This window comes from Saccharothrix sp. DSM 118769 (assembly GCF_052936295.1).
In genome coordinates, this window is the sequence record NZ_CP193627.1 from 2,303,792 (window position 1) to 2,329,189 (window position 25,398).

At 72.8% G+C, this 25,398-nt stretch carries 24 protein-coding genes; 12 read left to right on the top strand and 12 right to left on the bottom strand.

Annotated features, from left to right (window positions below; translation table 11 throughout):
* Window positions 1-30 precede the first annotated feature (30 nt).
* The gene (locus tag ACRAKJ_RS10885) at window positions 31-1,878 is read left to right on the top strand and encodes a CheR family methyltransferase (protein WP_438920754.1); all 1,848 of its coding nucleotides are present in this window, start codon (window positions 31-33) and stop codon (window positions 1,876-1,878) included.
* A gap of 66 nt (window positions 1,879-1,944) precedes the next feature.
* Here the strand turns inward: ACRAKJ_RS10885 and ACRAKJ_RS10890 are convergent, their stop codons facing one another.
* A complete protein-coding gene (locus ACRAKJ_RS10890) occupies window positions 1,945-2,931 on the bottom strand; it encodes an NlpC/P60 family protein (protein WP_438920753.1) in 987 nt (328 codons plus the stop codon).
* A 126-nt stretch (window positions 2,932-3,057) separates the two neighbouring features.
* On the bottom strand, window positions 3,058-3,930 hold the full coding sequence (locus tag ACRAKJ_RS10895) for a PfkB family carbohydrate kinase (RefSeq protein WP_438920752.1): 873 nt from the start codon (window positions 3,928-3,930) through the stop codon (window positions 3,058-3,060).
* Between the two features lie 130 nt (window positions 3,931-4,060).
* On the opposite strand from ACRAKJ_RS10895, the gene ACRAKJ_RS10900 reads away from it, so the two are divergent.
* Window positions 4,061-5,350 carry a lytic polysaccharide monooxygenase gene (locus tag ACRAKJ_RS10900; RefSeq protein WP_438920751.1) on the top strand — a complete coding sequence of 430 codons (1,290 nt, stop codon included), beginning with the start codon at window positions 4,061-4,063 and terminating at the stop codon, window positions 5,348-5,350.
* Window positions 5,335-5,895, top strand: coding sequence for a hypothetical protein (locus ACRAKJ_RS10905; RefSeq protein WP_438920750.1), 561 nt, complete (start codon window positions 5,335-5,337; stop codon window positions 5,893-5,895). Before ACRAKJ_RS10900 ends, ACRAKJ_RS10905 begins: the two co-directional genes overlap by 16 nt.
* A 10-nt stretch (window positions 5,896-5,905) precedes the next feature.
* Here ACRAKJ_RS10905 and ACRAKJ_RS10910 read toward each other — a convergent pair whose 3' ends face one another.
* The 4 genes from ACRAKJ_RS10910 to ACRAKJ_RS10925 form a co-directional block, all read right to left on the bottom strand.
* On the bottom strand, window positions 5,906-6,949 hold the full coding sequence (locus tag ACRAKJ_RS10910) for a substrate-binding domain-containing protein (protein WP_438920749.1): 1,044 nt from the start codon (window positions 6,947-6,949) through the stop codon (window positions 5,906-5,908).
* Window positions 6,950-7,151: 202 nt separating this feature from the next.
* Entirely contained in the window at window positions 7,152-7,970 is an 819-nt protein-coding gene (locus ACRAKJ_RS10915) for an ABC transporter permease subunit (RefSeq protein ID WP_438920748.1), read from the bottom strand.
* A complete protein-coding gene (locus ACRAKJ_RS10920) occupies window positions 7,967-8,821 on the bottom strand; it encodes an ABC transporter permease subunit (RefSeq protein ID WP_438920747.1) in 855 nt (284 codons plus the stop codon). Before ACRAKJ_RS10920 ends, ACRAKJ_RS10915 begins: the two co-directional genes overlap by 4 nt.
* Window positions 8,821-10,053: an extracellular solute-binding protein gene (locus tag ACRAKJ_RS10925; RefSeq protein ID WP_438920746.1), complete on the bottom strand. Its 1,233-nt coding sequence runs from the start codon at window positions 10,051-10,053 to the stop codon at window positions 8,821-8,823. The genes ACRAKJ_RS10920 and ACRAKJ_RS10925 overlap by 1 nt, the downstream gene beginning before the upstream one ends.
* A gap of 254 nt (window positions 10,054-10,307) precedes the next feature.
* Between ACRAKJ_RS10925 and ACRAKJ_RS10930 the strand changes: the two genes are divergently transcribed.
* Window positions 10,308-11,297 (top strand): LacI family DNA-binding transcriptional regulator, encoded by a 990-nt coding sequence (locus tag ACRAKJ_RS10930; RefSeq protein ID WP_306745279.1) that lies wholly within the window; start codon window positions 10,308-10,310, stop codon window positions 11,295-11,297.
* Window positions 11,291-13,594, top strand: a complete 2,304-nt coding sequence (locus ACRAKJ_RS10935; RefSeq protein ID WP_438920745.1) for a beta-xylosidase/alpha-l-arabinosidase — start codon at window positions 11,291-11,293, stop codon at window positions 13,592-13,594. Before ACRAKJ_RS10930 ends, ACRAKJ_RS10935 begins: the two co-directional genes overlap by 7 nt.
* Window positions 13,595-13,723: 129 nt before the next feature.
* Here ACRAKJ_RS10935 and ACRAKJ_RS10940 read toward each other — a convergent pair whose 3' ends face one another.
* Window positions 13,724-14,692, bottom strand: coding sequence for an acetylxylan esterase (locus tag ACRAKJ_RS10940; protein WP_438920744.1), 969 nt, complete (start codon window positions 14,690-14,692; stop codon window positions 13,724-13,726).
* Between the two features lie 106 nt (window positions 14,693-14,798).
* Between ACRAKJ_RS10940 and ACRAKJ_RS10945 the strand changes: the two genes are divergently transcribed.
* The 5 genes from ACRAKJ_RS10945 to ACRAKJ_RS10965 all read left to right on the top strand — a co-directional run bounded on the left by ACRAKJ_RS10945 (window position 14,799) and on the right by ACRAKJ_RS10965 (window position 20,570).
* Window positions 14,799-15,821, top strand: a complete 1,023-nt coding sequence (locus tag ACRAKJ_RS10945) for a substrate-binding domain-containing protein (RefSeq protein ID WP_438920743.1) — start codon at window positions 14,799-14,801, stop codon at window positions 15,819-15,821.
* A gap of 258 nt (window positions 15,822-16,079) precedes the next feature.
* Window positions 16,080-17,708: a cellulase family glycosylhydrolase gene (locus tag ACRAKJ_RS10950; RefSeq protein WP_438920742.1), complete on the top strand. Its 1,629-nt coding sequence runs from the start codon at window positions 16,080-16,082 to the stop codon at window positions 17,706-17,708.
* Window positions 17,709-17,717: 9 nt separating this feature from the next.
* Window positions 17,718-18,818, top strand: a complete 1,101-nt coding sequence (locus ACRAKJ_RS10955) for a cellulose binding domain-containing protein (protein WP_438920741.1) — start codon at window positions 17,718-17,720, stop codon at window positions 18,816-18,818.
* Between the two features lie 178 nt (window positions 18,819-18,996).
* Window positions 18,997-19,860 (top strand): hypothetical protein, encoded by an 864-nt coding sequence (locus ACRAKJ_RS10960; RefSeq protein ID WP_438920740.1) that lies wholly within the window; start codon window positions 18,997-18,999, stop codon window positions 19,858-19,860.
* Window positions 19,861-20,159: 299 nt separating this feature from the next.
* The gene (locus ACRAKJ_RS10965; RefSeq protein ID WP_438920739.1) at window positions 20,160-20,570 is read left to right on the top strand and encodes a DnaJ family domain-containing protein; all 411 of its coding nucleotides are present in this window, start codon (window positions 20,160-20,162) and stop codon (window positions 20,568-20,570) included.
* Window positions 20,571-20,603: 33 nt separating this feature from the next.
* On the opposite strand, the gene ACRAKJ_RS10970 is transcribed toward ACRAKJ_RS10965, so the two are convergent.
* Entirely contained in the window at window positions 20,604-21,149 is a 546-nt protein-coding gene (locus tag ACRAKJ_RS10970; protein WP_438920738.1) for a TetR family transcriptional regulator, read from the bottom strand.
* A 90-nt stretch (window positions 21,150-21,239) separates the two neighbouring features.
* Here ACRAKJ_RS10970 and ACRAKJ_RS10975 point away from each other — a divergent pair, with 90 nt between their 5' ends.
* Complete coding sequence (locus ACRAKJ_RS10975) at window positions 21,240-21,941, top strand: SDR family oxidoreductase (protein WP_438920737.1); 702 nt, start codon at window positions 21,240-21,242, stop codon at window positions 21,939-21,941.
* Between the two features lie 20 nt (window positions 21,942-21,961).
* On the opposite strand, the gene ACRAKJ_RS10980 is transcribed toward ACRAKJ_RS10975, so the two are convergent.
* Genes ACRAKJ_RS10980 through ACRAKJ_RS10995 form a run of 4 tightly spaced genes read right to left on the bottom strand, consistent with a single transcriptional unit; the run spans window position 21,962 to window position 23,976 of the window.
* The gene (locus ACRAKJ_RS10980) at window positions 21,962-22,582 is read right to left on the bottom strand and encodes a TetR family transcriptional regulator (RefSeq protein WP_438920736.1); all 621 of its coding nucleotides are present in this window, start codon (window positions 22,580-22,582) and stop codon (window positions 21,962-21,964) included.
* A gap of 59 nt (window positions 22,583-22,641) precedes the next feature.
* Complete coding sequence (locus tag ACRAKJ_RS10985) at window positions 22,642-23,244, bottom strand: TetR family transcriptional regulator (RefSeq protein ID WP_438920735.1); 603 nt, start codon at window positions 23,242-23,244, stop codon at window positions 22,642-22,644.
* Entirely contained in the window at window positions 23,223-23,486 is a 264-nt protein-coding gene (locus ACRAKJ_RS10990) for a helix-turn-helix domain-containing protein (RefSeq protein ID WP_438920734.1), read from the bottom strand. Before ACRAKJ_RS10990 ends, ACRAKJ_RS10985 begins: the two co-directional genes overlap by 22 nt.
* A gap of 40 nt (window positions 23,487-23,526) precedes the next feature.
* Entirely contained in the window at window positions 23,527-23,976 is a 450-nt protein-coding gene (locus ACRAKJ_RS10995) for a nuclear transport factor 2 family protein (RefSeq protein WP_438920733.1), read from the bottom strand.
* A 269-nt stretch (window positions 23,977-24,245) separates the two neighbouring features.
* Between ACRAKJ_RS10995 and ACRAKJ_RS11000 the strand changes: the two genes are divergently transcribed.
* Window positions 24,246-25,193, top strand: a complete 948-nt coding sequence (locus ACRAKJ_RS11000; protein ID WP_438920732.1) for a tetratricopeptide repeat protein — start codon at window positions 24,246-24,248, stop codon at window positions 25,191-25,193.
* Window positions 25,194-25,398 lie beyond the last annotated feature (205 nt).

The window sequence follows — 25,398 nt, forward strand, 5'->3', positions numbered from 1 at the left end:
GGGCCCGCCCCGGCTAGTAGCGTTCCCGGGGTGAGCGAACTGACGGTGCCGGACGAGGACTTCGAAGCAGTGCTGCGGTACCTGAAGGAGTCGCGCGGTTTCGACTTCACGGGCTACAAGCGCACCAGCCTCATGCGCCGCGTCCACCACCGGATGACGCAGGTCGGCATCGAGAACCACAGCGACTACATCGACCACCTCCAGGTCAACGCCGACGAGTTCAACGCCCTGTTCAACACCATCCTGATCAACGTCACCAGCTTCTTCCGCGACCCCGAGGCGTGGGACTACCTGCGCGACGAGGTGCTGCCGGCGCTGCTCGCCGAACGCGGCCCGGACGACCCGGTCCGGGTGTGGAGCGCGGGCTGCGCGTCGGGCGAGGAGGCGTACACCCTCGCCATGCTGCTGTCCGAGGCGCTCGGCCCCGAGCAGTTCCGGCACCGGGTGAAGATCTACGCCACCGACGTGGACGACGAGGCGCTCGCCCAGGCCCGGCAGGCCGTCTACGGCGAGCGCGAGCTCCAGCGCGTGCCGCCGGAGCTGGTGGCCAGGTACTTCGAGGCGCACAACGGCCGTTACGCGTTCCGCAAGGACCTGCGCCGCGCGGTGATCTTCGGCCGCAACGACCTCGTGCAGGACGCCCCCATCTCGCGGATAGACCTGCTGGTGTGCCGCAACACCCTGATGTACTTCAACCAGGAGACCCAGGCGAAGATCCTCGGCCGGTTCCACTTCGCGCTGACGCCGCGCGGCGTGCTGTTCCTGGGCAAGGCCGAGATGCTGCTCAGCCACGGCCGGCTGTTCGACCCGGTCGAGCTGAAGCGGCGGATCTTCCGCAGGACCAACGGCGTGGCGTCGGGCGTGGCGCCCTTCCTCGCCCACGCGTTCGTCCAGGACCGCCGCATCGACGTGGGAGGGCTGGACCAGTTGCGCGAGCACGCCTTCCTGGAGAGCCCCGTCGCGCAGGTGGTGATCGCCGGCGAGGAGGTGCTGGCCCTGGCGAACCGGCAGGCCGAGACGTTGTTCGGGCTCTCCGCCAACGACATCGGCCGGCCGCTGCGCGACCTCGACCTGTCCTACCGGCCGGTGGAGCTGCGCGCCCACGTGGAGCAGACCCGCGCCGACCGGCGGCCACTGCGGGTCAAAGAGGTCTCCTGGCACCGCCCCGGCAGCGAACCGGTGTGGTTCGAGGTGCAGCTCACCCCGCTGCTCGGGCCCGAGAACGTGGTCATCGGCATCTCGATCGTGTTCCACGACGTGACCACGGCCCGCCGGCTGCTCGACGACCTGGAGTACGCCAACCAGCAGCTCGAATCGGCCTACGAGGAACTCCAGTCCACGAACGAGGAGCTGGAGACCACGAACGAGGAGCTCCAGTCCACGGTGGAGGAGCTGGAGACCACGAACGAGGAGCTCCAGTCCACGAACGAGGAGCTGGAGACGATGAACGAGGAGCTCCAGTCGACCAACGACGAGCTCCAGACGATCAACGACGTGCTCCGGGACCGCACGCAGGAGCTGGACCAGGTCAACGAGTTCCTGGAGTCGATCCTCACGTCGCTGCGGGCCGGCGTGATCGTGCTCGACCCCGAGATGCGGGTCATCGCCTGGAACCGGGGCGCCGAGGAGCTGTGGGGCGTGCGGCAGGACGAGGCGCGGGGCGAGCACCTGCTCAACCTCGACATCGGGCTGCCCGTGGCGGAGCTGCGGCCGGTCGTGCGGCAGGCGCTGACGGACGCGTCGTTCATCACCGAGCTGAAGGTCGACGCGGTGAACCGCAAGGGACGCGAGGTGGTCGTGCGCGTGGTGTGCAGCTCGTTGCGCTCCAACGCGGGCGAGCCGAACGGGGCGATCCTGGTGATGGAGCAGAGCGGCTGAGCCGCTGATCGGGTGGAGCGGCTGAGCCGCTGATCGGGTGGAGCGGCTGAGCCGCTGGTGGGCGGGTCAGCCCACCACGCGGCGGATGACGCTGATCGGCCCGATGGACTCGATGTCCTGGATCTTCACCGGCACGCCCTCGGTGGAGGCGTGCACGGCGCGCAGCCCGTCGATCGCCATGGCCACGTGCGTCTGGCCCGGGTAGTAGATGACCAGGTCGCCGGCCCGGACGTCGTTGCGCGCCACCGACCGGCCGATCGTGGCCTGGCCGTAGGTGGTGCGCGGGATCGCGACGCCCACCGAGCGGTAGGCCGCCTGCATCAGGCTGGAGCAGTCCCACGTGTTCGGGCCGTTCGAGCCGAAGACGTACGGCTTGCCGCGCTCGCCGAGCGCGAAGGCCAGCGCCTGGCCGGCGGTGCCCGAGGGCACGTCGATGCGGCTCATGTCGCCCGCGTCGTTCAGCGCGGCCCGCTGCGCCGGGCTGAGCGCCCGGTACGCCTCGCGGGCCTCGTCGATCTGGCCGTCGAGCGCCGCCTTGCGCTGGTCGATCTCGGCGATCGCCTGGTTGGCGGTGTCGGTGGCCTCGACCGCGCGGCGGGCCGCGTCGTTCGCCCCGTCCACCGCGGCGCCGAGGCCCTGGAGGGCCTCGGCGTTGTCGCCGGCCAGCACGCCGAGCGCGGACATGCGGTTGAGGAAGTCCTGCTGCGAGTCGCTGACCAGCAGCGCCGACAGCTGGGTGAACCGGGCGCCCTCGAACGACGCCTCGGTGAGCAGGTCCACCTGGCCGCGCAGCGACTCCTGGGCCTGCTGCGCGGCGGTGAGGTCGCGGTTGGCCTGGTCGAGCGCGCCCTGGGCGGTGGACAGCTCGTCCTGCGCCCGCAGGTGCTCCTCGTTCAGCGCCTCGGCCTCGTGGGCGAGGTCGTTGTACCTCTTCAGGGCGTCCGACGCGGGGTCGGCCACGGCCGGGGGGAGCGGCAGCGCGCCGACCAGCGCGGTGACGGCGGTGACCGCCAGTGCCGCGCGGACGGTGCGCTGAGCGGGGTTCGACGCCACGGTCGCGCATCCTCCTGAAGCCGGTCGTGCCCCGAACGGGTTACCCACGGGCAGGTCGCGGTCAGGTTACGGAACGCGACCCCATTCGTCCATCAGGGGTCCCGCCGCAGTGGTGTGGTCACACCGTCAGGTGAGGCCGGACAGGTCCGTCCGGCCGCCGGGGTGGGTGACGGCACGGCCGGAGGCGCGGGTGGCCAGGCGGCCGGCCTCCTCCGGGGTGTCGCCGCGCACCAGGGCGACGGTCAGCGCGGCCACGAAGGCGTCACCGCCGCCGGTGGTGTCGACGACCTCCTCGTCGGTGAGCGGGACCACGGCGTCGCCCTCGCGCCACACCAGCACGTTCGCCTCGCCCGGCACCTCCAGGGCGACCACCGAGGGGCCGCGGCCCAGGAGGGCGCGCCCGGCGGCGAGGGCGTCGTCCACCGAGGCGATCCCCCGGTCCGCCAGGAGGCCGGCCTCCCGGTGGTCGGCGCGCAGGACGTCGGCCTCCGCGAGCAGTTCGTCGACCAGCCCGCCGGGGGCGCCGTCGAGCACGACGAGCCCCCGGGCGGCGCGGGCGGCGGCGAGGCAGGCGCCCGGTGGTTGTTGCAGCTGCACGACCACGGCGTCGGCCCCGGCCAGCACGGCCGACGCGGCCTCGACGTCCGCCGGCGTGAGCAGGCACGCGTCGGGCACGTCCTCCAGGTACCGGTACTCGCCGTCGTGCACGACGTCGACCATGAGGGCCGTGCGGGTGGCGGACCGCCGCACGACCTGACCCGTCGCTACGCCGTCCGCCGCGAGCCGCTCCACCAGGAGGTCGCCCTCGCGATCGTCCCCCACGACGCCGACGAGCACGGCCGTCGAGCCCAACCCGACGGCGTTCCGGGCGATGTTGGCACCCTTGCCGCCGAGCACTTCGCGGCGTTCCGACACCGTCGCCGACCCTCCCGCCGGGGGCACCTCGGGCACGACGAGCACCAGGTCACGGGCTACCTGACCGACCACCGCGATCCGCATGGTCGAGCGTTACCCGATCAGCACCAAATGAAACGGGTCGTTGACGGGCGGTCACGGGGGGTGCGATCGTATTTCTGGGAGCGCTCCCAGTCCGCGCCCACCAGATCACCGTCGATCTGAAGGAGACACCTTGCGACTCAAGCGCTTTGGGGCGTTGGCCGTGGCCGCGCTCGGCGTGGTCGGGTTCACCAGCGTGTTCGTCCAGTCCGGCACCGCGTTGGCGCACGGCTCGATGACCTTCCCCGCAAGCCGGACCTACGCGTGCTACGAGGACGGCAGGCTCGGCGGTGGTGGCGACCTGAACCCCACCAACCCGGCCTGCGCCGCGGCCGTCCAGATCGGTGGCAAGCAGCCGCTGTGGGACTGGTACGGCAACCTGATCAGCCAGGCCGGCGGCCGGCACCGCGACATCATCGCCGACGGCGACCTGTGCGGCCCGACCACCAAGTACGACGCCTACAACCTCGCGCGCTCCGACTGGCCCACGACGACGCTGACGGCGGGCTCGCGGATCACGTTCAAGTACAACGCGTGGGCGCCGCACCCCGGTACGTGGGACCAGTACGTCACCAAGGACGGCTTCGACCCGACGCAGCCGCTGAAGTGGTCGGACCTGGAGCCCGCGCCGTTCGACAGCATCACGAACCCGCCGCTGGGCAGCGGCGAGTACGCGTGGAGCGGCACGCTGCCGAACAAGTCCGGCCGCCACGTCATCTACTCGATCTGGCAGCGCAGCGACAGCCCCGAGGCGTTCTACAGCTGCTCCGACGTGGTCTTCACCGGCGGCGGCAGCGGCGGTGACACCCAGGCGCCCGGCGCCCCCGGCACGCCCACCGCGTCCGCGTCGTCGAACGCGGTGCAGCTGAGCTGGAGCGCGTCGACCGACAACGTCGGCGTCAGCTCCTACCAGGTGTTCCGGGAGGCGGGCGCGACCGACGTGCAGGTCGCCACCTCGACCGGCACCAGCGCCTCGGTCACCGGCCTCACCCCGAGCACCGCCTACCAGTTCTACGTGGTGGCGCGGGACGCGGCGGGCAACACCTCCGCGCCCTCGGCGCTGGTCCCGGTCACCACGACCGGCGGTGGCAGCGGCGAGCCCGGCGCGTGCTCGGTGACCTACAGCGTGCCGAGCAGCTGGTCCGGCGGCTTCACCGCGAACGTGTCGGTGAAGAACACCGGCACGAGCGCGGTCAACGCCTGGCAGCTGGCGTGGGACCTCCCGGCGGGCCAGGCCATCGGCCAGGCGTGGTCGGCGGACGTGGCGGTGGCGGCCGGTCGGGCCACCGCCAAGGGGAGCAGCTGGAACCAGAACATCCAGCCGGGCCAGACGGTGAGCTTCGGGTTCAACGGGACGTCGCAGGGGACGCCCGCCAACCCGACCGCGTTCACCCTCAGCGGCGCCACGTGCGCCACGGCGTGATGTTCGCCCGGTGCGCGGCCCTGGTCGCGCTCCTGGTGGGGTCGGTCGCCTGCTCCTCGGCGGCCGGCCCCACCACCACCCTCGGGTCCAACGCCCTGGGCCCGCCCCTGGCCACGCCCTCGCAGGTGGCCGAGTGGGTGCGGGAGAAGACCGGGCAGTGCGGTGACCCGGTGGCGCGCACGGCGGAGGAGTTCGCCGAGTTCGTCGGCCCGCTGCGGGCGAAGCTCTACGCGCCGTACGTGGCGGAGTGGGCGACCTGCGCGGCGGGCCCGTACGAGCGGCTCGGCCTGGTGGTCTTCCAGCGCGAGAAGCTGGCGGACTTCCAGCGGGCCTGGCAGGGGGCGCTGGCGAGCGGCGAGGTCTCCGACGACCCGGACTTCGGGTTCGGCAACGGCTTCGCGCTCAGCGGCACGCTCGGCCTGGAGCTGCTGGGGCTGCACACCCTGCGCTGCACACCGGTGGGTCCCGACGACGAGGTGGGGCACACGGTGCCCGCCGAGGCGCCGGGGTGCGTGTACTCGCAGCCCGAGGGGCACCACCACTAGAGGCGGCTCGTCAGCGTGGCGGGGCGGTGCTCTGACGCACCACCAGCGTGGTGGCAAGCTCGATTCGGCGGTGTTCGGGCTCTTCACCACGTGCCAGCGTGATGGCGAGACGGGTGCCCGCCGCGGCCATGTCCTGCAGCGGCTGCCGGACAGTGGTCAGCGGCGGGCCCACCCACTGCGCCACCGGGAGGTCGTCGAACCCGACGACGCTCAGGTCCTCGGGCACGCGCAGCCCCGCGGCCCGCGCGGCCTCGTACACGCCGAGGGCCTGGAGGTCGGAGCCCGCGAACACCGCGGTGGGCGGGTTCGGCAGGTCCAGCAGCGGCGCGAACTGCGCGCGCCCGGACTCGACGTGGAAGTCGCCGTAGCGCACCAGTTCCGGGTCGACCGCGAGTCCCGCGGTCTCCAGCGCCGCCCGGTAGCCGTCGACCCGGGCCCGGCTGCACAGCACGCGCTCGGGGCCGCCGATCATGGCGATCCGGCGGTGCCCCAGCTCGATCAGGTGGCGGGTGGCGGTCAGGCCGCCGTTCCAGTTGGTGGCCCCTATGGACGGCGTTTCCAGCTGCGGCTCGCCGATCGGGTCGACCACCACCACGGGGATGTCGCGGGCGCGCAGCTTGGCGAGCTGCTGCGAGGTCAGGTCGGAGAACACCGAGATCACGGCGAGCGGCTTGCGGGCGATCACGCCCTCCAGCCAGCCGTGGCCGGGGGTGAGGCGCCCCTGCGACTCGGAGAGCACGAGCGCGAGACCCTGTTCGGCGGCGACCTGCTCGGCGCCGCGGATGATCTCCAGCGCCCAGGCGCTCTCCAGTTCGTGGAACATCAGCTCCACGAGGTTGGACCTGCGCGACCGCTCGTCCGAGCGGCGCTGGTAGCCGTGCCGGCGGATGATGGCCTCGACCCGTTCCCGGGTGTGCGGGGCGACGTCCGCCCGGCCGTTCATCACCTTCGAAACTGTCGGTACCGAAACCCCGGCCTCCGCCGCGATGTCCGCGATGGTGATCTTGCCCGAGGCGGTGCCATCCGGAGATGACGGGTCGGCTTTGGTCGGCATGCAGGCAGTCTACGACAGGGGTATACCGCCGGGACCACGCAACATGAGGGCTCCACGAGCGGTGTGGCTCACGTTGACGCGCCTGCGGGGTCGAAAATGTCGAATAGTGAATCGAAAGTGTCGGGATTGTTAACCCGCTGGTCACGCAAGGTGGGGCGTGGCCGCTGGGAGAGTAGCGGCCACGCCCCTGGATCGCGGCGTGCTACTTGCCGAAACCGGCCGTCAGACCGCTGAGCAGGAACCTCCGGCCCATCAGGTAGACCGCGAAGATCGGCAGCACCGACAGCGTCACCGCCGCCAGCAGCGCCGGCACGTTCGTGCCGAACTGCCCGCGGAAGTCCCACAGGCCCAGCGTCAGCACGCGCGTCGACTCGGACTGCGTGAGCACCAGCGGGAACAGGAACCCGTTCCACGCGTTGAGCGCCGTGTAGACCACCACGGTCATGATCGCGGGCCGCGCCAGCGGCAGGACCAGCGACACGAGCACCCGGAACGGCCCGGCACCGTCGATCGCCTGCGCCTCGTACAGCTCGCGCGGGACGTCCCGCAGGCTGTTGGTCAGCACGAGCGTCGCCACCGGCAGCGCGAACGCCGCCGTCGGCAGGATGATCGCCAGCAGCGTGTCGTACAGGTTCATCCTGGTGATCAGCAGGTAGATCGGGATGATCGTGGCCTGCGCCGGGATCGCCAGGCCGATCAGCAGCAGGGTGAAGCCCCGCTGCACGAAACCGCTCGCGCTGCGGGCCACCGCGTAGGCGCACGGCACCGCGATGCACACGACGATCGCCACCGTCGCCGCCGTCACGACCACGTTGTTCAGCAGGTACTGGCCGAACCCGCCGGTGAGCACGGTGACGTAGTTGTCGAGGGTCAGCGCGTCCGGCACCGACCACGCGCTCTTGCCGAGGTACTCGCTGCGCGTGCGCAGCGACACCGTGACCAGGTACAGCAGCGGACCGAGGACGATCGCCAACCACACCAGGGCGAACAACCCGGCGGGCCAGTTGGGGCGGGACTTCACGAACCCTCCTGCTGACTGCTCATCGAGCGGAAACCGCTCCAGCGCATGACCGCCACCGACAGCGCCGTGCCGAGCACGACCAGCACGACCGCGATGGCGCTCGCGTAGCCCATCTCGAACCCGGCGAACCCGGTGATGTACATGTGCAGCGGCAGGATGCGGGTCGCGGTGCCCGGCCCGCCGTTGGTCAGGATCAGCACGGTGTCGAACGTGGTCAGCGAGCCGACCATCATCAGCACCGACGACGTGACGATCGTGTACCGCAGCTGCGGCAGCGTGATGTGCAGGAACTGGCCGAACCGGCTCGCCCCGTCGATCGTCGCCGCCTCGTACAGCGTCGGCGGCACCGCCCGCGCCGCGCCCTGGTAGAGCAGGGTGTGGAACGGGATGTACTGCCAGGAGATCACGAACACCACCGTGTAGATCGCGATGTCCGTGTCGCCGAGGAACTGCGGCCCGCCGACGAACGCGCCGAAGTTCGGGTCGAGCAGCACCTGCCACAGCAGCGCGATGGCCGCGGTGGACAGCAGGAGGGGCAGGAAGAAGATCGAGCTCAGCACCGCGCGCGACCGCTGCTTCCCGGCCGCCCAGACCCCGACCAGCAGTGCGATCGGGGTCTGGACGAGCCAGGAGACGACCATCAGCAGCACGGTCCGCCCCACGGAGGCGTGGGCTTCACCGTCCTCGACCAACCGGGTCCAGTTGTCGACCCCGTTGAGCGCGGGCGTGCCCAGGCCGTCCCACGCGGTGAAGCTCAGGTACACCACGATGACCATGGGCAGCGCCGCGAACAAGGCGAAGAACGCGAACGCGGGAACGGCGTACCAGCCCGAAGGCCGCTGGGACGACATCAGCGCGCGGCCACCGCGTCGACGAACTGCTGCGGCGAGACCTTGCCGAGGAAGAACTCCTGGAGCTGGGTCAGCATGAACGTGGCGTCGTCCGCGGGCAGGTCCTGGTCCCAGGACAGCTGGAAGTTCTTCGAGTCCAGCACCAGCTCGTAGATGAACGTCGCGTAGTCCGGGTTCGGCGACTTCTTCAGCGCCTCCTCCGCGCCCACGACCGGCGGCACGTCACCGGCCTCGACGAGCGCCTGGATGTAGGAGTCCTCGGTCAGCGTGGTGGTGACGAACTTCTTGGCCGCGTCGAGGTTCTTCGAGTCCGACGTGGCGGAGTAGAAGTTGCTCACGTTGCCGACGAGGTTCGCCGCGTCGCCCTTGCCGCCCGTGACGGACGGGAAGGCCACCCAGCCCAGCTTGTTCTGCTTGACGAAGTCCGGGCTCTGGTCGAGCTGGTTGGTGTACTCCCACGAGCCCATGAGGTGCATCGCGGCCTTGCCCTGCGCCAGGATCGTCGAGGCGCCGCCCGCGTCGTAGCCGACGGACGCGAAGTTCGAGCCGAACGCGCCCCGGTCGATCAGGTCCTTGAGCTTGGTCAGGGACTCGACGACGGCCGGGTCCTTCCAGCCCGCGGGGCCGTTGTCCCGGATGTTCTTGAACACCTCGGGGCCGGCGACGCGGTCGAGCACGTACTCGGCCCACATCAGCTCGGTCCACGCCTGCGAACCGGCCAGCGCGATCGGGGTGATGCCCTGCGCCTTGAACGTGTCGACCAGGGTCAGCAGCTCGTCCCACGTGGTCGGCGGCTGCGCGCCGGCCGCGGTGAAGACGTCCTTGTTGTAGAACAGCATCACCGGCTGCATGCCGCGCATCGGCACGCCGTAGACCTTGCCGTCCAGCTTCGCGCCGTCGAGCACGCTCGGGATGAACTTGTCCCGGACCGCCGCGTTCTCGTCCAGCACCGCGGTCAGGTCGGCGACCTTGCCCGCGTCGACGTACTCCTTGAGGTTGCCGCCGCCCCAGTTGAAGAACAGGTCCGGGGCCTGCGGCGACCCGATCGCGACGCGCAGCCGCTGCTTGTACGGGTCGTTGCCGAACGTCTCCAGCGAGGCGTTGCCACCGCCGGCCTTGAACGAGTCGATCGACTTCTGCTCGATCTTGTTGAGCACCGGGTCCTCCAGCGCCCACACCTTGAGCCCGTTCGCGGGGTCGGCCGGACCGGACGACCCACACGCGGTGCTCACTGCTGCCACGGCGACGAGCCCCATCGAGATGAGGGGACGCATCCATGAACGGCGGGACATGCGACCGCCACCCTTCTGCCACGCTGCGGAATTGTTCGTGGCATCGAAACATTTCGAAACATCCACGACTTGCGGAGAACCTAGACGGGTGCAGGACCCGTGTCAAGCATCACGCGCTGGCCTGTTGAGACGACATTTCTGCACTTCAGAGGCTCGGTCTTGTGTTTCGATCGAGTTTCGATACTATCGGCCGCATGCGTCGAGCCACGTTGGCCACGATTGCCGCAGCAGCGGGGGTGTCGCTCCCGACGGTGTCCAAGGTCCTGAACGGGAAGGACGACGTCGGCGCCGAGACCAGGGCGCGCGTGCGGCAGTTGCTCGCCGAGTACGACTACGTGCCGGTCGGGTCCCGGCGCGCCTCCGGGCACATGCTGGTCGACCTCGTGTTCACCGCCCTGGACAGCCCCTGGGCGGTGGAGATCATCCGCGGTGTCGTCGACACCGGGCTGCACGTCGTGGTGTCCTCCACGGACAAACCGCGCCGGCACACCTCGTGGGCCGCGTCGCTGGTGGAGGCCCGCCGCGCCGGCGCGCTGCTGGTCACCTCGCAGCTGACCGCCGCCGACCGCCGCGTGCTCGCCAACTCGCGCATCCCGGTCGTCGTGATCGACCCCGTCGACCTCCCCCAGCCGAACGTGCCCAGCGTCGGCGCCACCAACTGGGCGGGCGGCCTGTCCGCCACCGAACACCTGCTGCGCCTCGGCCACCGCCGGGTCGGCGTCATCGGCGGACCCGCCGGGATGCTGTGCAGCCGCGCGCGCGTCGACGGCTACCGCGCCGCGCTCGACCGGGCGGGCATCGCCTTCGACCCGGAGCTCGTCCGGCACGGCGACTTCAAGCACGAGGGCGGTTTCCGGCGCGCGGCTGAGCTGCTCGCGATGCCCGACCGGCCCACCGCGATCTTCGCGGGCAACGACGAACAGGCGCTCGGCGTGATCGAGGCGGCCCGCGTCGCGGGGCTCTCCGTCCCGCACGACCTGAGCGTGGTCGGCTTCGACGACTTACCGGTGGCGGTGTGGTCCTCGCCCGCTCTCACGACCGTGCGCCAGCCGCTCACGGAGATGGGTCGCCACGCGGGGCGCATGCTCGCCGACCTCATCGCGGGGCGCCCGGTGGAGACCGAGCGCGTCGAGCTGGCCACCGAACTCGTCGTCCGATCGTCAACGAAGGAGCCGCCGTGCTGAACCCCTGGGCCGATCCCGGAAGGCCGACCGCGGAGCGCGTCGCCGCACTGCTGGCCGAGCTGACCCTGGAGGAGAAGCTGGCCCAGCTGGTCGGTGTGTGGGTCGGGATCTCGGAGGGGGAGGAGGTCGCGCCCGCGCAGCACGAGTTCGCCGAGCCGCTGCCGCCGTGGGACGAGCTGACCAAGCCCGGCCTCGGCCAGCTGACCCGCGTGTTCGGCACCGGCCCGGTCGACCCCCTGGTGGGAGCCCGGGTGCTCGCCGAGACCCAGCGCAAGCTCGTCGCCAACACCAGGTTCGGCATCCCCGCCGTGGCGCACGAGGAGTGCCTGGCCGGGTTCACCGCCTGGCAGGCGACGGTGTTCCCCGTCCCCCTGTCGTGGGGCGCCTCGTTCGACCCCGAGTCGGTCGAGCGGATGGCCCGCGAGGTCGGCCTCGTGATGCGCGACGTCGGCGTCCACCAGGGCCTGGCCCCGGTGCTCGACGTGACCCGCGACCCGCGGTGGGGGCGCACCGAGGAGACCATCGGCGAGGACCCCTACCTCGTCGGCCTCGTCGGCGCGGCCTACACCCGCGGCCTGGAGTCCAGCGGGATCGTGGCCACCCTCAAGCACTTCGCGGGCTACTCGGCCTCCGTCGGCGGGCGCAACCACGCCCCCGTGCGCATGGGGCCGCGCGAGTTCGCCGACGTCGTGCTGCCGCCGTTCGAGATGGCCCTGCGGCTGGGCGGCGCCCGGTCCGTCATGCACTCCTACGCCGAGGTCGACGGCGTGCCGCCGGCCGCGGACCCGACCCTGCTGACCGACCTGCTGCGCGGGCGCTGGGGCTTCGACGGCGTCGTCGTCGCCGACTACTTCGGCGTGTCCTTCCTGGAGACCGCGCACGGCGTCGCGGGGTCGCCGGGCGAGGCCGCCGCGCTCGCGCTCACCGCGGGCGTGGACGTGGAGCTGCCCAGCGTGCGCTGCTACGGCGAGCCGCTGGCCGAGCTGGTGCGCTCCGGCGTCGTGGACGAGGCGCACGTGGACCTCGCGGTGACCCGCGTGCTCACCCAGAAGTGCGAGCTGGGCCTGCTGGACGAGGGCTGGGACCCCGAGTCGCCCGCCGTGAAGCGCGGCGAACCGGTCGACCTGGACCCGCCCGCGCTGCGCGACCTGGCCCGCACGATGGCCGAGCGGTCCGTGGTGCTGCTGGACAACGCGGCCGGCGTGCTGCCGCTGCGCGCGTCCGAAATCGCTGTCGTGGGGCCGTGCGCGGACGACCTGCTCGCGCTCATGGGCTGCTACGCGTTCCCCAACCACGTGGGCGTGCAGCACCCGGACGTGCCGCTGGGCGTGGAGATGCGCACCATGCTGGAGGCCGTGCGGGCGGAGTTCCCGGACGCCACCGTGACCACCGCGCGCGGCTGCGAGGTGTCCGGCGACGACCGGTCCGGCATCGCGGAGGCGGTCGAGGTCGCGCGCGGCGCGGACGTGGTGCTGGCCGTGCTCGGCGACCGCGCGGGCCTGTTCGGGCGCGGCACGTCCGGCGAGGGCTGCGACGCGGACGACCTGTCCCTGCCCGGCGTGCAGGGCGAGCTGCTGGACGCGCTGCTGGCCGCCGGCAAGCCCGTCGTGCTGGTCATGCTCGCCGGCCGCCCCTACGCGCTGGGCGGCTACGAACCGGCCGCCGTCGTGCAGGCGTTCTTCCCCGGCGAGGAGGGCGCGGGCGCCGTCGCGGGCGTGCTGAGCGGGCGGGTCAACCCGTCGGGCAAGCTGCCCGTCCAGGTCCCGCGCGGCTCCGGCGCGCAGCCGACCACCTACCTGCACCCGAAGCTGGGCGCGGCGGGCGGGGTCAGCTCGGTCGACCCCACGCCGCTCTACCCGTTCGGGCACGGGCTGTCCTACACCTCGTTCGAGCTGACCGGCTTCGAGTCGGCCGACGAGCTGCCCAGCGACGGCGAGGTCGAGGTGTCGTGCCTGGTGCGCAACACCGGTGACCGGCCCGGCGCGGAGGTCGTGCAGCTGTACCTGCACGACCCGGTCGCCTCGGTGACGCGGCCCGTGCGCGAGCTGGTCGGGTTCGCCCGGGTCGAGCTGGACGCGGGGGAGGAGCGGCGGGTGTCGTTCCGGCTGCACGCCGACCGCACCTCGTTCACCGGCCGCGACGGTCGCCGCGTCGTGGAGACCGGCGACCTGACCCTGCTCGTCGGCTGCTCCAGCACCGACGTCCGCTGGGAGGGCACCGTGCGGGTGACGGGCGGGAACCGGTACGTCGGCCACGACCGGGTGCTCGTCACGCCGGTCGCGGTGTCGGCGCCGTGAGCTGGTCGTGGACGTTCGAGGCCCCGGGCCGAGCAACCCGGGGTCCCCGGTGATCAACCGGGTCCACTGACCGGGCTGGGTCGTGGGAGGGCTATGGCGGTGGCCCTCCCACGACTCGCCCACCGAACCTCAGAGGTGCGCGCGCAGGTGCCGCAGCTTGCGCTCGTCGTGCACCCTCGGGGTGGTGTGACCGCTGAACGGGAACACCGCCATCTCCTTCGGCGCGGTGATCTCGTTGTAGGCCGCGTACACGGTGGACGGTGGGCACGTCTCGTCCATCAGGCCCACGCTCAGCAGGCAGGTCGCCGTGATGCGGCGGGACAGCAGCGCGCCGTCCACGTAGCGCAGGGTGTCGAGCGCCTGCGGGATCAGGTCCACGTGCTGGGCCAGGAACTTCGAGATCTCCGCGTACGGCTCGGCGCCGGTGATCGTGATGGCCCGCTGGAAGTCGCACAGGAACGGCACGTCCGCCTGGCACACCTTGACCGCCTCGCCGCCCAGCGCCGCCGCGGCCAGCGCCAGGCCGCCGCCCTGGCTGCCGCCGGACACCGCGAGCCGCGCCGGGTCCACGCCGTCCAGCCCCGCCGCCACCTCGACCGCCCGCGCCGCGTCGACCATCAGGCGCGTCACGTAGTACGTCTCGGGCGAGGCGATGCCGCGGGTCATCACGCCGGGGTGCTCGGGGCCCGCGAACCCGGAGTCGGCGGTCGCGCCGAGCGTCCACCGCCCGCCCTGGCCGCGGGTGTCCATCACGAACACCGCGTACCCGGCGGCGGGCAGCAGCGCGTGCTCCGAGGGCAGGCCGCGCCCGCCGCCGTAGCCGATGAAGCACACCACCGTCGGCAGCGGCTCGTCGCCCGTCCCGGCGGGGCGGATGTACCAGCCGCGCACCCGGTCGCCGCCGTAGCCCGAGAACTCCACGTCCCACACGGGCAGCGGGCCGTAGGCGTCCGCCGCGTACGGGGAGAGCACCGGCGGCCGGGCGGCGGCGCGCGCCTCCTCCAGCCGGGACTTCCACCACAGGTCCAGGTTGTCGGGTTCCGCGGTGGAGGTCCGGTACTGCGCCAGTTCCCGCTCGGAGAGGTCGAACCAGGGCACGGTGGTCCCCTTTCCAGATGATCCGTTAAGCGCTTAATCACCCTACCGGGCAAGGCGTGCCGCGCCGCGGCTAGACTTGATGATCACGTGCAGTGAGGAGGCGCGGGTGCGAGCCAAGCGTCCGACCATCTCGGACATCGCCAAGGCCGCGGGCGTGTCCACCGGCGCGGTGTCCTACGCGCTCAACAACCGGCCGGGCGTCTCCGAGCCCACGCGGCGCCGGATCATGGACATCGCCGACCGCCTCGGCTGGGTGCCCAGCAGCGCCGCGCGCTCGCTGTCCGACGGCCGCGCCAACGCCATCGGCCTGGTCGTGGACCGGCCCGCCCGGGTGATCGGCGTCGAGCCGTACTTCATGCAGCTCATCTCCGGCATCCAGGGCGCGCTCGCGGGCGGGCCGACGTCGCTGCTGCTCCAGGTCACCGACAACTCCGCCGCCGAGCTGGCCGCCTACCGGCGCTGGTGGGGCGAGCGGCGGGTGGACGGCGTGCTGCTGGTCGACCTGGTGGAGGACGACCCGCGGGTGGAGCTGGTGCGCGAGCTGCACCTGCCCGCCGTCGTGCTGGGCGAACCGGTCGTGCCGGACCTGCCGTGCGTGTGGACCGACGACGAGGTCGCCGTGGTCGAGGTGCTGGAGTACCTCGTGGCGCTCGGGCACCGGCGGATCACGCGGGTGGCGGGGCCGACGAGGTTCGTGCACACCCAGACCCGGTCGCGGGCGTTCACCGAGGCCGCGGCGCGGCTCGGCCTCGACGAGGCCCGGGTCGTGCACGCGGACTACTCCGACGAGGCCGCCGCCCGCGTGACGCGGCGCGTGCTGACCGGTGGCGCGCCGCCGACCGCGCTGGTGTTCGACAACGACGTGATGGCGGTGTCCGCGCTCGGCGTCGCCCACGAGCTGGACCTCACCGTGCCCGACCAGCTGTCCCTGGTGGCGTGGGACGACTCGGCCCTGTGCCGGCTGGTGCGGCCCGCGCTGTCCGCCGTCCGCCGGCCGATCGCCGAACGCGGGGCCGCCGCCGTGCGCCTGCTGCTCGACGTCGTCGGCGGCGCCCCGACCGAGCAGGTCAAGACCTCCGACCCCGAACTGGTCCCGCGCTCCAGCACCGGCCGCGCGCCCGGCGCCTGACCGGGGGGGCCGACCCGTCGAGACGGGGGTCTCGACGGGACGGGGTTCTTCGTAGGACACTGGCGGTCCGCGTCTGGGAGCGTTCCCAGACGTGACGGTGGGTCGTGCGCTGAAGTGCCTCTGACCAGCGAAGACTTGCGAAACCCATGGTTGACTCTTAAGCGGTTAATTGCTTTGGTGTGGGAGTCCGCCCGCGGGCGGGTGCGCTGCCCCCGCGCTCGCTTCTGTCAGTGTCGACAACCACGCGAGGTACATCCCATGCGCAAGCGATTCGCCCTGGTCGGCGCAGCCGTCGCCGCCCTGGTCCTCTCCCTGTTGACGGTGGGGCCGCCCGCACAGGCGGCCACCGGCTTCACCGTGAGCAACGGGCGTCTCCTCGACGCCAACGGCAACGACTTCGTCATGCGCGGCGTCAACCACGCGCACACCTGGTACACGAGCACGACCACGCAGGCGTTGAAGGACATCAAGGCCCTCGGGTCCAACACCGTCCGCGTCGTGCTCAGCTCCGGCGACCGGTGGACGAAGAACGACACCGCCGACGTCGCCAACGTCATCTCCCAGTGCAAGGCCAACAAGCTGATCTGCGTGCTGGAGGTGCACGACACCACCGGCTACGGCGAGCAGAGCGGCGCCGTCACGCTCGCCCGCGCCGCCGAGTACTGGCTGAGCGTCAAGAGCGCCCTGGTCGGCCAGGAGAAGTACGTCATCGTCAACATCGGCAACGAGCCGCACGGCAACACCGGCTACCAGAACTGGACCAACGACACCAAGGGCGCGATCCAGGCCCTGCGCAACGGCGGCCTGACCCACACGATCATGGTGGACGCGCCGAACTGGGGCCAGGACTGGGCGTTCACCATGCGCGACAACGCCGCGTCCGTCTTCGCCGCCGACACGCTGAAGAACACCGTGTTCTCCATCCACATGTACGGCGTGTTCGACACGGCCGCGGAGGTCAACGACTACCTCAACCGCTTCGTGACCGCGAAGCTGCCGATCGTCGTGGGCGAGTTCGGCCACGACCACTCCGACGGCAACCCCGACGAGGACACCATCTTCGCCACCACCCAGTCGCTCAAGCTGGGCTACCTGGGCTGGTCGTGGAGCGGCAACGGCGGCGGCGTCGAGTACCTCGACATGGTCACCGACTTCAACGCCGCGCAGCTGACGTCGTGGGGCCAGCGGATCTTCAACGGCGCCAACGGCATCAAGGCCACCTCGAAGGAGGCCAGCGTCTACGGCGGCGGCGGCGACCCGACCGACACCACCCCGCCGAGCGCGCCCGGCACCCCCGCCGCCTCCGGCGTCACGTCCACCTCGGCGACCCTGACCTGGTCGGCCGCCACCGACGACGTCGGCGTCACCGGCTACGACGTGGTCCGCGTCAGCGGCTCCACCGAGACCGCCGCGGGCAGCTCCGCGACCACCTCCACCACCGTCGGCGGCCTGTCGGCGGGCACCGCGTACACCTTCGCCGTGTACGCGCGGGACGCGGCGGGCAACCGCTCGACCCGCTCCGGCACCGTCACCGTCACCACGCGGACCGGCGGCGGCGACCCGGTCGGGACCTGCGCGGTCACCTACAAGGTCACCGGCCAGTGGCAGGGCGGCTTCCAGGGCGACGTGAAGGTCGCCAACACCGGCACCGCCGCGGTCAACGGCTGGACGCTGCGCTGGACGTGGGCCAACGGCCAGACCGTCACCCAGTCCTGGGGCGCCACCACGACCCAGTCCGGCAGCGCGGTCAGCGCCGCGAACGCGGCGTACAACCCGGCGATCCCCGCGGGCGGCTCGGTGAGCTTCGGCTTCATCGGCTCGTGGACCGGGACCAACTCCGCGCCCACGTCGTTCGCGCTCAACGGCGCGACCTGCGCCACCGCCTAGGGGGCGGCGATGTCATCGAGGAACACCGCCCTGGCGGCGCTGTTCGCGGCGCTCGCCGCGCTCGTCGGCGTCCTGGTGGCCGCACCCGGGCAGGCGGCCGTGCAGGCCGCCGCCCCGACGCGGATCATGGCGCTCGGCGACTCCATCACCGGGTCGCCGGGCTGCTGGCGGGCCCTGCTCGACCGCGACCTGCGGGCCGCCGGGCACACCGACGTCGACTTCGTGGGCACGCTCAACCCGGACGGCTGCGGGTTCGCCTACGACGGCCAGCACGAGGGCCACGGCGGGGCGCTCGTCACCGCGGTCGCCGAGCAGAACCAGCTGGTCGGCTGGCTGGCCGCGTCGAACCCGGACGTGGTGCTCATGCACTTCGGCACCAACGACGTGTGGAGCGCCCGGCCCGCGGCGACGATCCTGGCCGCCTACGGCAAGCTCGTGGACCAGATGCGGGCGGACAACCCGTCGATGAAGGTCCTCGTCGCCAAGATCATCCCGATGGCGGCGAGCGCCTGCGCCGAGTGCCCGCAGCGGGTGGCCGACCTGAACGCGGCCATCCCGGCCTGGGCGGCGGCCAAGTCCACCGCGGTCTCGCCGGTCACCGTCGTCGACCAGTGGACCGGCTTCTCCACCGGCACCGACACCTACGACGGCGTGCACCCGAACGCCTCGGGCGACCGGAAGATCGCCGACCGGTGGCTGCCGGCCGTGGTGGCCGCGTTGAACGGCACCACGCCCACGTCCACCACGACGTCCACCACCACGACCACGACGACCACCACCACGACGACGACGACCACCCCGCCGGTGGGCGGGTGCGCCGCCGAGGTCCGGGTCGCCAACCAGTGGCCGGGCGGCTTCTCGGCGGAGGTCACCGTGCGCAACGCCGGCACGACCGCGACCCGCGGCTGGTCGGTGCGGTTCGAGGTCAGGCCCGGCATGACCGTCACGCAGGGCTGGAACGGCGCGTTCGGCCAGAGCGGCACCACCGTGACGGTGGGCAACGCGTCCTGGAACGGCGCGCTCCAGCCCGCGGGCACGGCCAAGGTCGGGTTCAACGGCAGCGGCGACGCGACGGGCTGGGCCCCCACCCCGGTCTGCTCCGCGTCCTGACGAGGACGGGTGCCCGCGGTCGCGCGACCGCGGGCACCCGCCCCCGACGTGCCCCGCCCGACGTGGTGGTCCGCGTCGCGCCCGCTCCCGCAGGGCGGTGCCGGCGTTGGAGTACGGTTCCGTGCGCAGGCCCGGCGGTGTTCCCCGGGATCGTCCTCGGGTGTCTCGGTGGGTGTGGATGCGCTTGCTCAGGTCGTGCTACCGCTGGTTCCTCGCCCACGTGCCCGGCGGTCCGGTGCGCGGCCCCGTGGTCGGGCTGGTGGCGCTGCTCGTGCTCAACGCGGCCCTGGCGCTCGCACCCTGGTCCACCGCCACCCGCGTGTCGGTCGCCGTCGTCCCGCTGGTGGCCGCCGGCCTGGCCCTGGTGGCGTACCGGGTGAACTCCGGCGTCCTGGAGCGGCACCGCACGCTGCTGGCCCACTACGCCGACGTCATCCACGACGAGCTGCAACCGCACGTGCACATCGTGGCCTGGGAGGAGCGGGCGACGCTCGCCGCCAACGGCGACGCCGAGGTGGCGGTGACCGTGACCGCCACGCCGTCCGCGGACGGGGTGCGCGTGCTGCGCCTGCGGTTCCAGGCGGGCTGGGACCAACCCGAGGCGCAGCGGTCGCTGGTGAAGGCCGTCGTGCGCGGCGTGCTGGTCGACGAGCGGCCCGGCGCCCGGTTCGCGGTGTCCACCTCGTGGCGGGAGGACGGCCGGTTCGACCTCGCCGTGCACTTCCAGGAGCCGATCCCGGCGGGCAGCGAGCTGCGGGTCGTGGTGGCCCTGTTCTGGCCGGGCAAGTGCGCCCCGCTGATGAGGTTCGGCGAGCCGGACGCGTTCGCCTACCGCTTCGCCGGCAGCGTGCCCCACGTCTCGCTCGCCCTGCGCCTCCCACGCGGGGTCGACGTGTTCTACGACGCCCTGGGCTTCGACCGGGGCGAGTCGGGTTTCGTCCTGGAGTCCACGCGGTCGCCCGCCGACCGGACCGAGGTGGTGTTCACCGCGACGGACCTCCAGGCCGACCGGCGGGTGGGCGTGCGCCTCGACGTCGTGTGACGGCGAGAACGGCGAGCTGGTCGACGCCCAGGGGCTGTCCGGGCCCGAGCCGGCCAAGACCGTCGTGTCCACCGGCTCCGGCGCGCCCGTCGTCACCGACGGCCCGTTCCCGGAGTCCGAGGAGCTGCCGGCGGGCTACCGGCTCGTCGACACCACGCCCGAGCGCGCGCTGGAGACCGCGGCCAAGGCGTCGGCCGCGCCCGGCCCGAACCACGAGCCCGCCGGAGCAGCGCTACCCGCCGGCCGAGGCGGCCGAACCGGCGCCGTGACCGCCCGTGCCCCGCGTAACCTGGAAGGGGGTGATCGTGGTGACGGAGCGCAAACCCGCCGGGGTCGGGTTCGAGACGTGGGTCGAGCGGCAGATCCGCGAGGCGCAGGAGCGGGGCGAGTTCGACGCCCTGCCGGGCGCGGGCAAGCCGTTGAGCGGGTTGGACCGGCCGCACGACGAGCTGTGGTGGGTCAAGGAGAAGCTGCGGCGCGAGGAGGGCACGGCGCTGCCGCCGACCCTGCTGCTGCGCAGGGAGGCGGAGGCCGCGCGGGAGGCCGCCCGGCGGGCGTCGTCGGAGGCCGAGGTGCGCCGGGTCGTGGCCGCGATCAACGCGAGGATCGAGGACGCGATCCGCAAGCCGATGTCCGGGCCGCCGCTCAACCTCGTGCCGTTCGACGTGGAGGTCGTCGTGGCGCGCTGGCGGGCCGAGCGCCCGGCCTGAGACCGGTGGGGGCTCCCGGTCGGGGGCCCGCGGTCACGCGCCGGCCGCGTCCAGGAGCGCCTCGGCGGTCCGGGTGCCCAGGCCGGCCAGGGGCGCGGCGCGGAGCACGGCGTGCGCGGACGCGCCGTCGAAGACCAGCGTCAGCTGCGCGGCCAGGGCCTCGGGGTCGGCGACGCCGGCGGCGCGCAGCTCGGCGGCGAAGAAGTCCGTCAGGGCGCGCTTGTGGCGGCGGGCCACGGTGTTCGCCGGGTGGGCGGCGTCCTTCAGCTCCGCGGCCGTCGCGACCATCGGGCAGCCGTGGTAGGTCGGTTGGCCGCTCAGCTCGTCCTGCCGGCGGAACACGTGCAGGACGCGGTCGCGCGGGGTGCCGCCGGGGGGCGGGAGCAGCAGCGCCTCGTAGCCGGGCGCGCGGCGGTCGAGGCTGGCCGCGATCAGCTCGTCCTTGTTCGCGAACAGCTGGTACATCGAGCGCTTGGAGACGCCCGCCGCCCTGCACAGCGCGTCGACGCCCACGCCGACGCCCTCCCGGTAGAACAGCTCGCCCGCCGCGTCGAGCAGGCGGTCGCGTGGAGAGGTCACGACCCCAGGCTACCTGGCGGTTTGCCAGGAGGAAACCGATCGGTCTACAGTCGGTGGAAACCGATCGGTTTCCATCACGCGGAGGATGTCATGACCACCATCAGCGGAGCGATCGCCCTCGTCACCGGCGGCAGCCGGGGCATCGGCAAGGCCCTGGTCGAGGGCCTGTACGAGCGGGGCGCGGCGAAGGTCTACGCCACCGCCCGCGACCCGCGCTCGGTCACCCACCCCGACGCCGTGCCGCTCGCCCTGGAGGTGACCGACCCCGACTCGGTGGCCGCCGCCGCCGCGCTCGCGGGCGACGTCACGATCCTGGTCAACAACGCGGGCGTGGCGCTCGGCGCGTCCTTCCTGGACTCGCCGCTGGAGGACGTCCGCCGCGAGTTCGAGACCAACTTCTACGGCCCGCTGAACACGGCCCGCGCCTTCGTGCCGATCATCGAGCGCAACGGCGGCGGCCACCTGCTCAACGTCGCCTCCGCCCTGTCCTGGGCCGCGCTCAGCGGCGCGTACAGCGCCTCCAAGGCCGCGCTGTGGTCCCAGACCAACTCGCTGCGCCTCGACCTGCTGCCGCGCGGCATCCGGGTCACCGGCCTGCACGTGGGCTACGTCGACACCGACATGACCGCCTCCGTCGACGCGCCCAAGAGCGACCCGCGCGACGTCGCCGCGGCGGCCCTCGAAGGCATCGAGGCCGACGCCTTCGAGGTGCTGGCGGACGACGTGTCGCGGCACGTGAAGGCCGCCCTGTCGCAGGACGTCTCGGTCCAGTACCCGGCCCTCGTGGGCTGAGCCGCCGGCCCCGGCCCGGCCTACCCCGCCCGGTCGACGGACGGCACGGGGGAGGGGGCGGCCGACGGGGTGGCCAGCCGGGCCAGCCGGTGCCGCCACAGCGCGCCGGGCCGGCCGGCCCGCCCGGTGGCGACCGCGGCGAGCGCCTGCGTGCCGATCACCGCGGAGGTGATGCCGTCCGCCTCGTCGCGCAGGTCCAGCCCCGGCACCAGCTCGCCCGCCCGCTCCGCCCGGCCCAGCAGGTCGCGCACGACGGCCGCGAGGCACGCCACGTGCACGCCCGCCAGCAGGTCGAACAGCTCGCCGGTGAACAGCAGCCGCACGCCGACGCGCACCACCCGGTCGGTCCGCGCGAGCCCGTTCATCCCGTCGGTCAGCTCCACCAGCGTGGCCAGCGGTCCCGTGCCGCGCCGCTCGATCGCCTCGCGCACCTCGTGCCACCGGCGGAAGTACTCCTCGACCACGGCCACCGCGAGCGCCTGCTTCGACGGGTAGTGCCGGTACAGCGCGCCCTTGGTGACCGACACCCGGCGGCACACGGCGTCCAGCGACGTCGCGTCGTACCCGTCGCGGTCGAACAGCTCGATGCCCGCGGCGACCAGCGCGGCCCTGGTGCGGCTTCCCTGCGCGCGGTCGCTCACGTGGGTCCTCGCCTTCTCCGAAGGTCGGTTACCCACCGTAAACAATTGCTACGTTCCGGTCAACGAGGCGGGGTCATCCGCAGCACGGCGCACACCTCGGGCCGCGCCAGGGCCGGCAGCCACGAGCGCCACAGCCGGACCACGCCGGTGGTGGCCGCGTCCAGCCCGTCGACGGCCCTCGACATCAGGTGCACGCCGACCAGCTCGGCGACGATGCCCTCCGCGCACGCGGGCAGGTTCACGTCGTCGCGCAGCTCGCCCAGCGCCGCCGCGCCGCGCAGCAGGTCGTGCACCGCCGAGGTCCACTGGCCGACCCGGCGCTCCGCGACGTCCTCGCAGACGGGTGACTGGAACATCAGCCGCCGCTCGACCTCCTGGCCGCGCTGCGCCGCGTACCCCAGGTCCACCAGCACCTGCAACGGGCTGCGGTGCAGGCGCTGCAACCGCCCGCGCGTGCGGGCCCACTCCGCCGCCCGCGCGTCGAGCACCGCCACGGCGAGCGCCTTCTTGGAGCCGAAGTGCCCGTACAGCGCGCCTTTCGTGACGCCGGCGCGCTCGCACACCTCGTCCACGGTGGCCCGCACGTAACCCTCGCGCTCGAACACCTCGGTCGCCGCGGCGACCAGCGCCTCGCGCGTCGTCACCCGCGTCTGCGCGTCCACCGGGCGACCGCCGCGGCGCGTTCGAGGTCGCGCGCGGGGGTGTCGAGCACCCGGCCGAGCCACGCCCGCCAGTACGGACCGGGGATGCGCTTGCCGCGCTCCCACCGGGACACCTCCTCGCGGGTGACGCTCGCGTTGCCCGACGCGGCGTGCAGCCGCGCCGCGAGGTCGTGCTGCGTCAGCCCGCGCCCGCGCCGCAGTTGCGGGATGAGCTTGCTGATCGGCTGCGGTTCATCCGGCACGGCGACACCTTTCCTCGGCTGGGCTCGGGGGGCGCGGTCGTCATCCTGGCACCGATCGGTGCGGCCATTTCGGTGATACCGGGGGAACATCGGCCCCGTCGAGCGCCGAGGCGAGCGCCAGCGTGTCCGCGTAGAGGCGGAATTCGCTGATCAGGTCGTGTCGCACGGAGAGGGACAGCGCGAAGTCGAACGACCGGGATTGGTCGCTCACGTGCAGGCGCGCGTGCAGCTGCCCGGTCAGCACGGCGTCCACGCCGTTGGCGACGAGCGCGCGCGTGGTGATGCCGGTCAGGTCGAACGCGCCGAGGAACCCCAGGAAGAACGCCTCGACCTCGCGCGTGGACCGCACTCGTGCGGGCCAGGGCGCGCCCGGCACCGGCGCGGTCCACCAGCGCACGTCGGGCGTGAACAGCCGGGCGGCGCCCGCCGCGTCGCCGGCGGCCCACCGGGCGACCAGCCGCTCCACCGCCGCCGTGACGCCGCCTAGCACCGGGCCGCCGCGTGCTCGGCGGGGGTCGTCGGCGTCACGCGTCCAGTCTCGTGCGCGGACGGGCCCGCGCAAGGGGCCAGTGCGCGGGCGGGGCGCACGGCCGGCGCGCGAACCGGTGCGCACGGCGGGAACCGGGGCGGGCTCGTCCGGCATCCGGGTGGTACCGCGCGTGGTCCGTTCCGGGTGGTACCGGTCGCCCCCCGAACGGGTATCCCGGGTGCGCGGCGCCGAGGCGCCGTCCCGGACCCGCGACGCCTGCGAGGTGTGCCATGGCGGATCGACGACACGTCCCTGCCCGGATCGGCGTCCCCGACGTCGTGGCGCTGGAGGAGGAGACCGGCCGGTTGCGCGCCGTGGACTACGAGCGGGGCGGCGGCGCCTGCCGGGACGCGGTGGTCGGGGCGGCGGCGCGGAGCGGCGCGATGCTGCGCGCGGACGCCACCGACGCGGTGCGCCGCAGGCTGCTGGTGGCGCTGGCCGACCTGCACAACCTGGCCGCGTGGACGTGCTTCGACACCGGGCTCGACGCGACGGCGCTGCGGCACTGGCGGCGCGCCGCGGAGCTGGCCGCGCGGGCGGGCAACCAGGACCTGGTGGCGAACGTGCACTACCGGATGGGCCGGCTGAGGCTGCACCGCGGCGCGGCCGCCGCCGCGTTGAGCTGCTTCGAGCAGGGCGTGGCGGCGGCGCGGCGGGCCGGGTCCGACCACGCGGTGGCGATGCTGTTCGCGAACCAGGCGTGGGCGTTCGCGGCCCTGGGCGACGGCGAGCGGGCGCTGCGGCGGCTGCGGCGGGCGCACGACGCGTTCGCCGCGAGCACGCCGGAGGCCGCCGCCGCGTGGGCGAGGTTCTTCGACGAGACGGACCTGTCCGCGCTGAGCGGCATGGTGCACTCGGAGCTGGCGCGCACGGTCGACCCGGCGCACTCCGCGCCGGCGATCCGGGACCTCACCGCGGCGGTCGTCGGCTACCCGGAGGAGATGACCCGGAGCCGGACGTTCGGCCTCATCGCCCTCACCGGCAACCACCTGCTGGACAACGACTTCGACCACGCCGCCGCCGTCGGCGACCGGGCGCTCGCGCTCGCGGTCGAGGTCGACTCGGCGCGGGTGGTCGACCGGCTGCGGCCCGTCGGCCGGCTCGCCGAGAGCTACCGCCGCGACCCCGACGCCCGGGAGCTGGCCGGGCGGATCGCCGAGTTCCCGATGGAGCCCTGACCCGCCGACCCCACCACGCGGCCGTCGAATTCGATTCGAATTCGACGGCCGTTCGACATCGTCGTTCGAATGACCGTCGAAACGAATCACGTCGTTGACGCGTGGCGAACATCGACGTAATACTCTGTTCGCACTTCTGGATAGCGTTCACACATATGAATGATCTTGCCGGGGAAAGGCTCCTCGCCATGCGAACCCTCAGTAC

Coding starts and splice junctions, on each gene's coding strand:
- ACRAKJ_RS10895 (WP_438920752.1), bottom strand. CDS start 3,930: ATGCGGATCGCGGTGGTCGGTCAGGTAGCCCGTGACCTGGTGCTCGTC.
- ACRAKJ_RS10910 (WP_438920749.1), bottom strand. CDS start 6,949: ATGCCGACCAAAGCCGACCCGTCATCTCCGGATGGCACCGCCTCGGGC.
- ACRAKJ_RS10920 (WP_438920747.1), bottom strand. CDS start 8,821: ATGTCGTCCCAGCGGCCTTCGGGCTGGTACGCCGTTCCCGCGTTCGCG.
- ACRAKJ_RS10930 (WP_306745279.1), top strand. CDS start 10,308: ATGCGTCGAGCCACGTTGGCCACGATTGCCGCAGCAGCGGGGGTGTCG.
- ACRAKJ_RS10950 (WP_438920742.1), top strand. CDS start 16,080: ATGCGCAAGCGATTCGCCCTGGTCGGCGCAGCCGTCGCCGCCCTGGTC.
- ACRAKJ_RS10955 (WP_438920741.1), top strand. CDS start 17,718: ATGTCATCGAGGAACACCGCCCTGGCGGCGCTGTTCGCGGCGCTCGCC.
- ACRAKJ_RS10960 (WP_438920740.1), top strand. CDS start 18,997: ATGCGCTTGCTCAGGTCGTGCTACCGCTGGTTCCTCGCCCACGTGCCC.
- ACRAKJ_RS10975 (WP_438920737.1), top strand. CDS start 21,240: ATGACCACCATCAGCGGAGCGATCGCCCTCGTCACCGGCGGCAGCCGG.
- ACRAKJ_RS11000 (WP_438920732.1), top strand. CDS start 24,246: ATGGCGGATCGACGACACGTCCCTGCCCGGATCGGCGTCCCCGACGTC.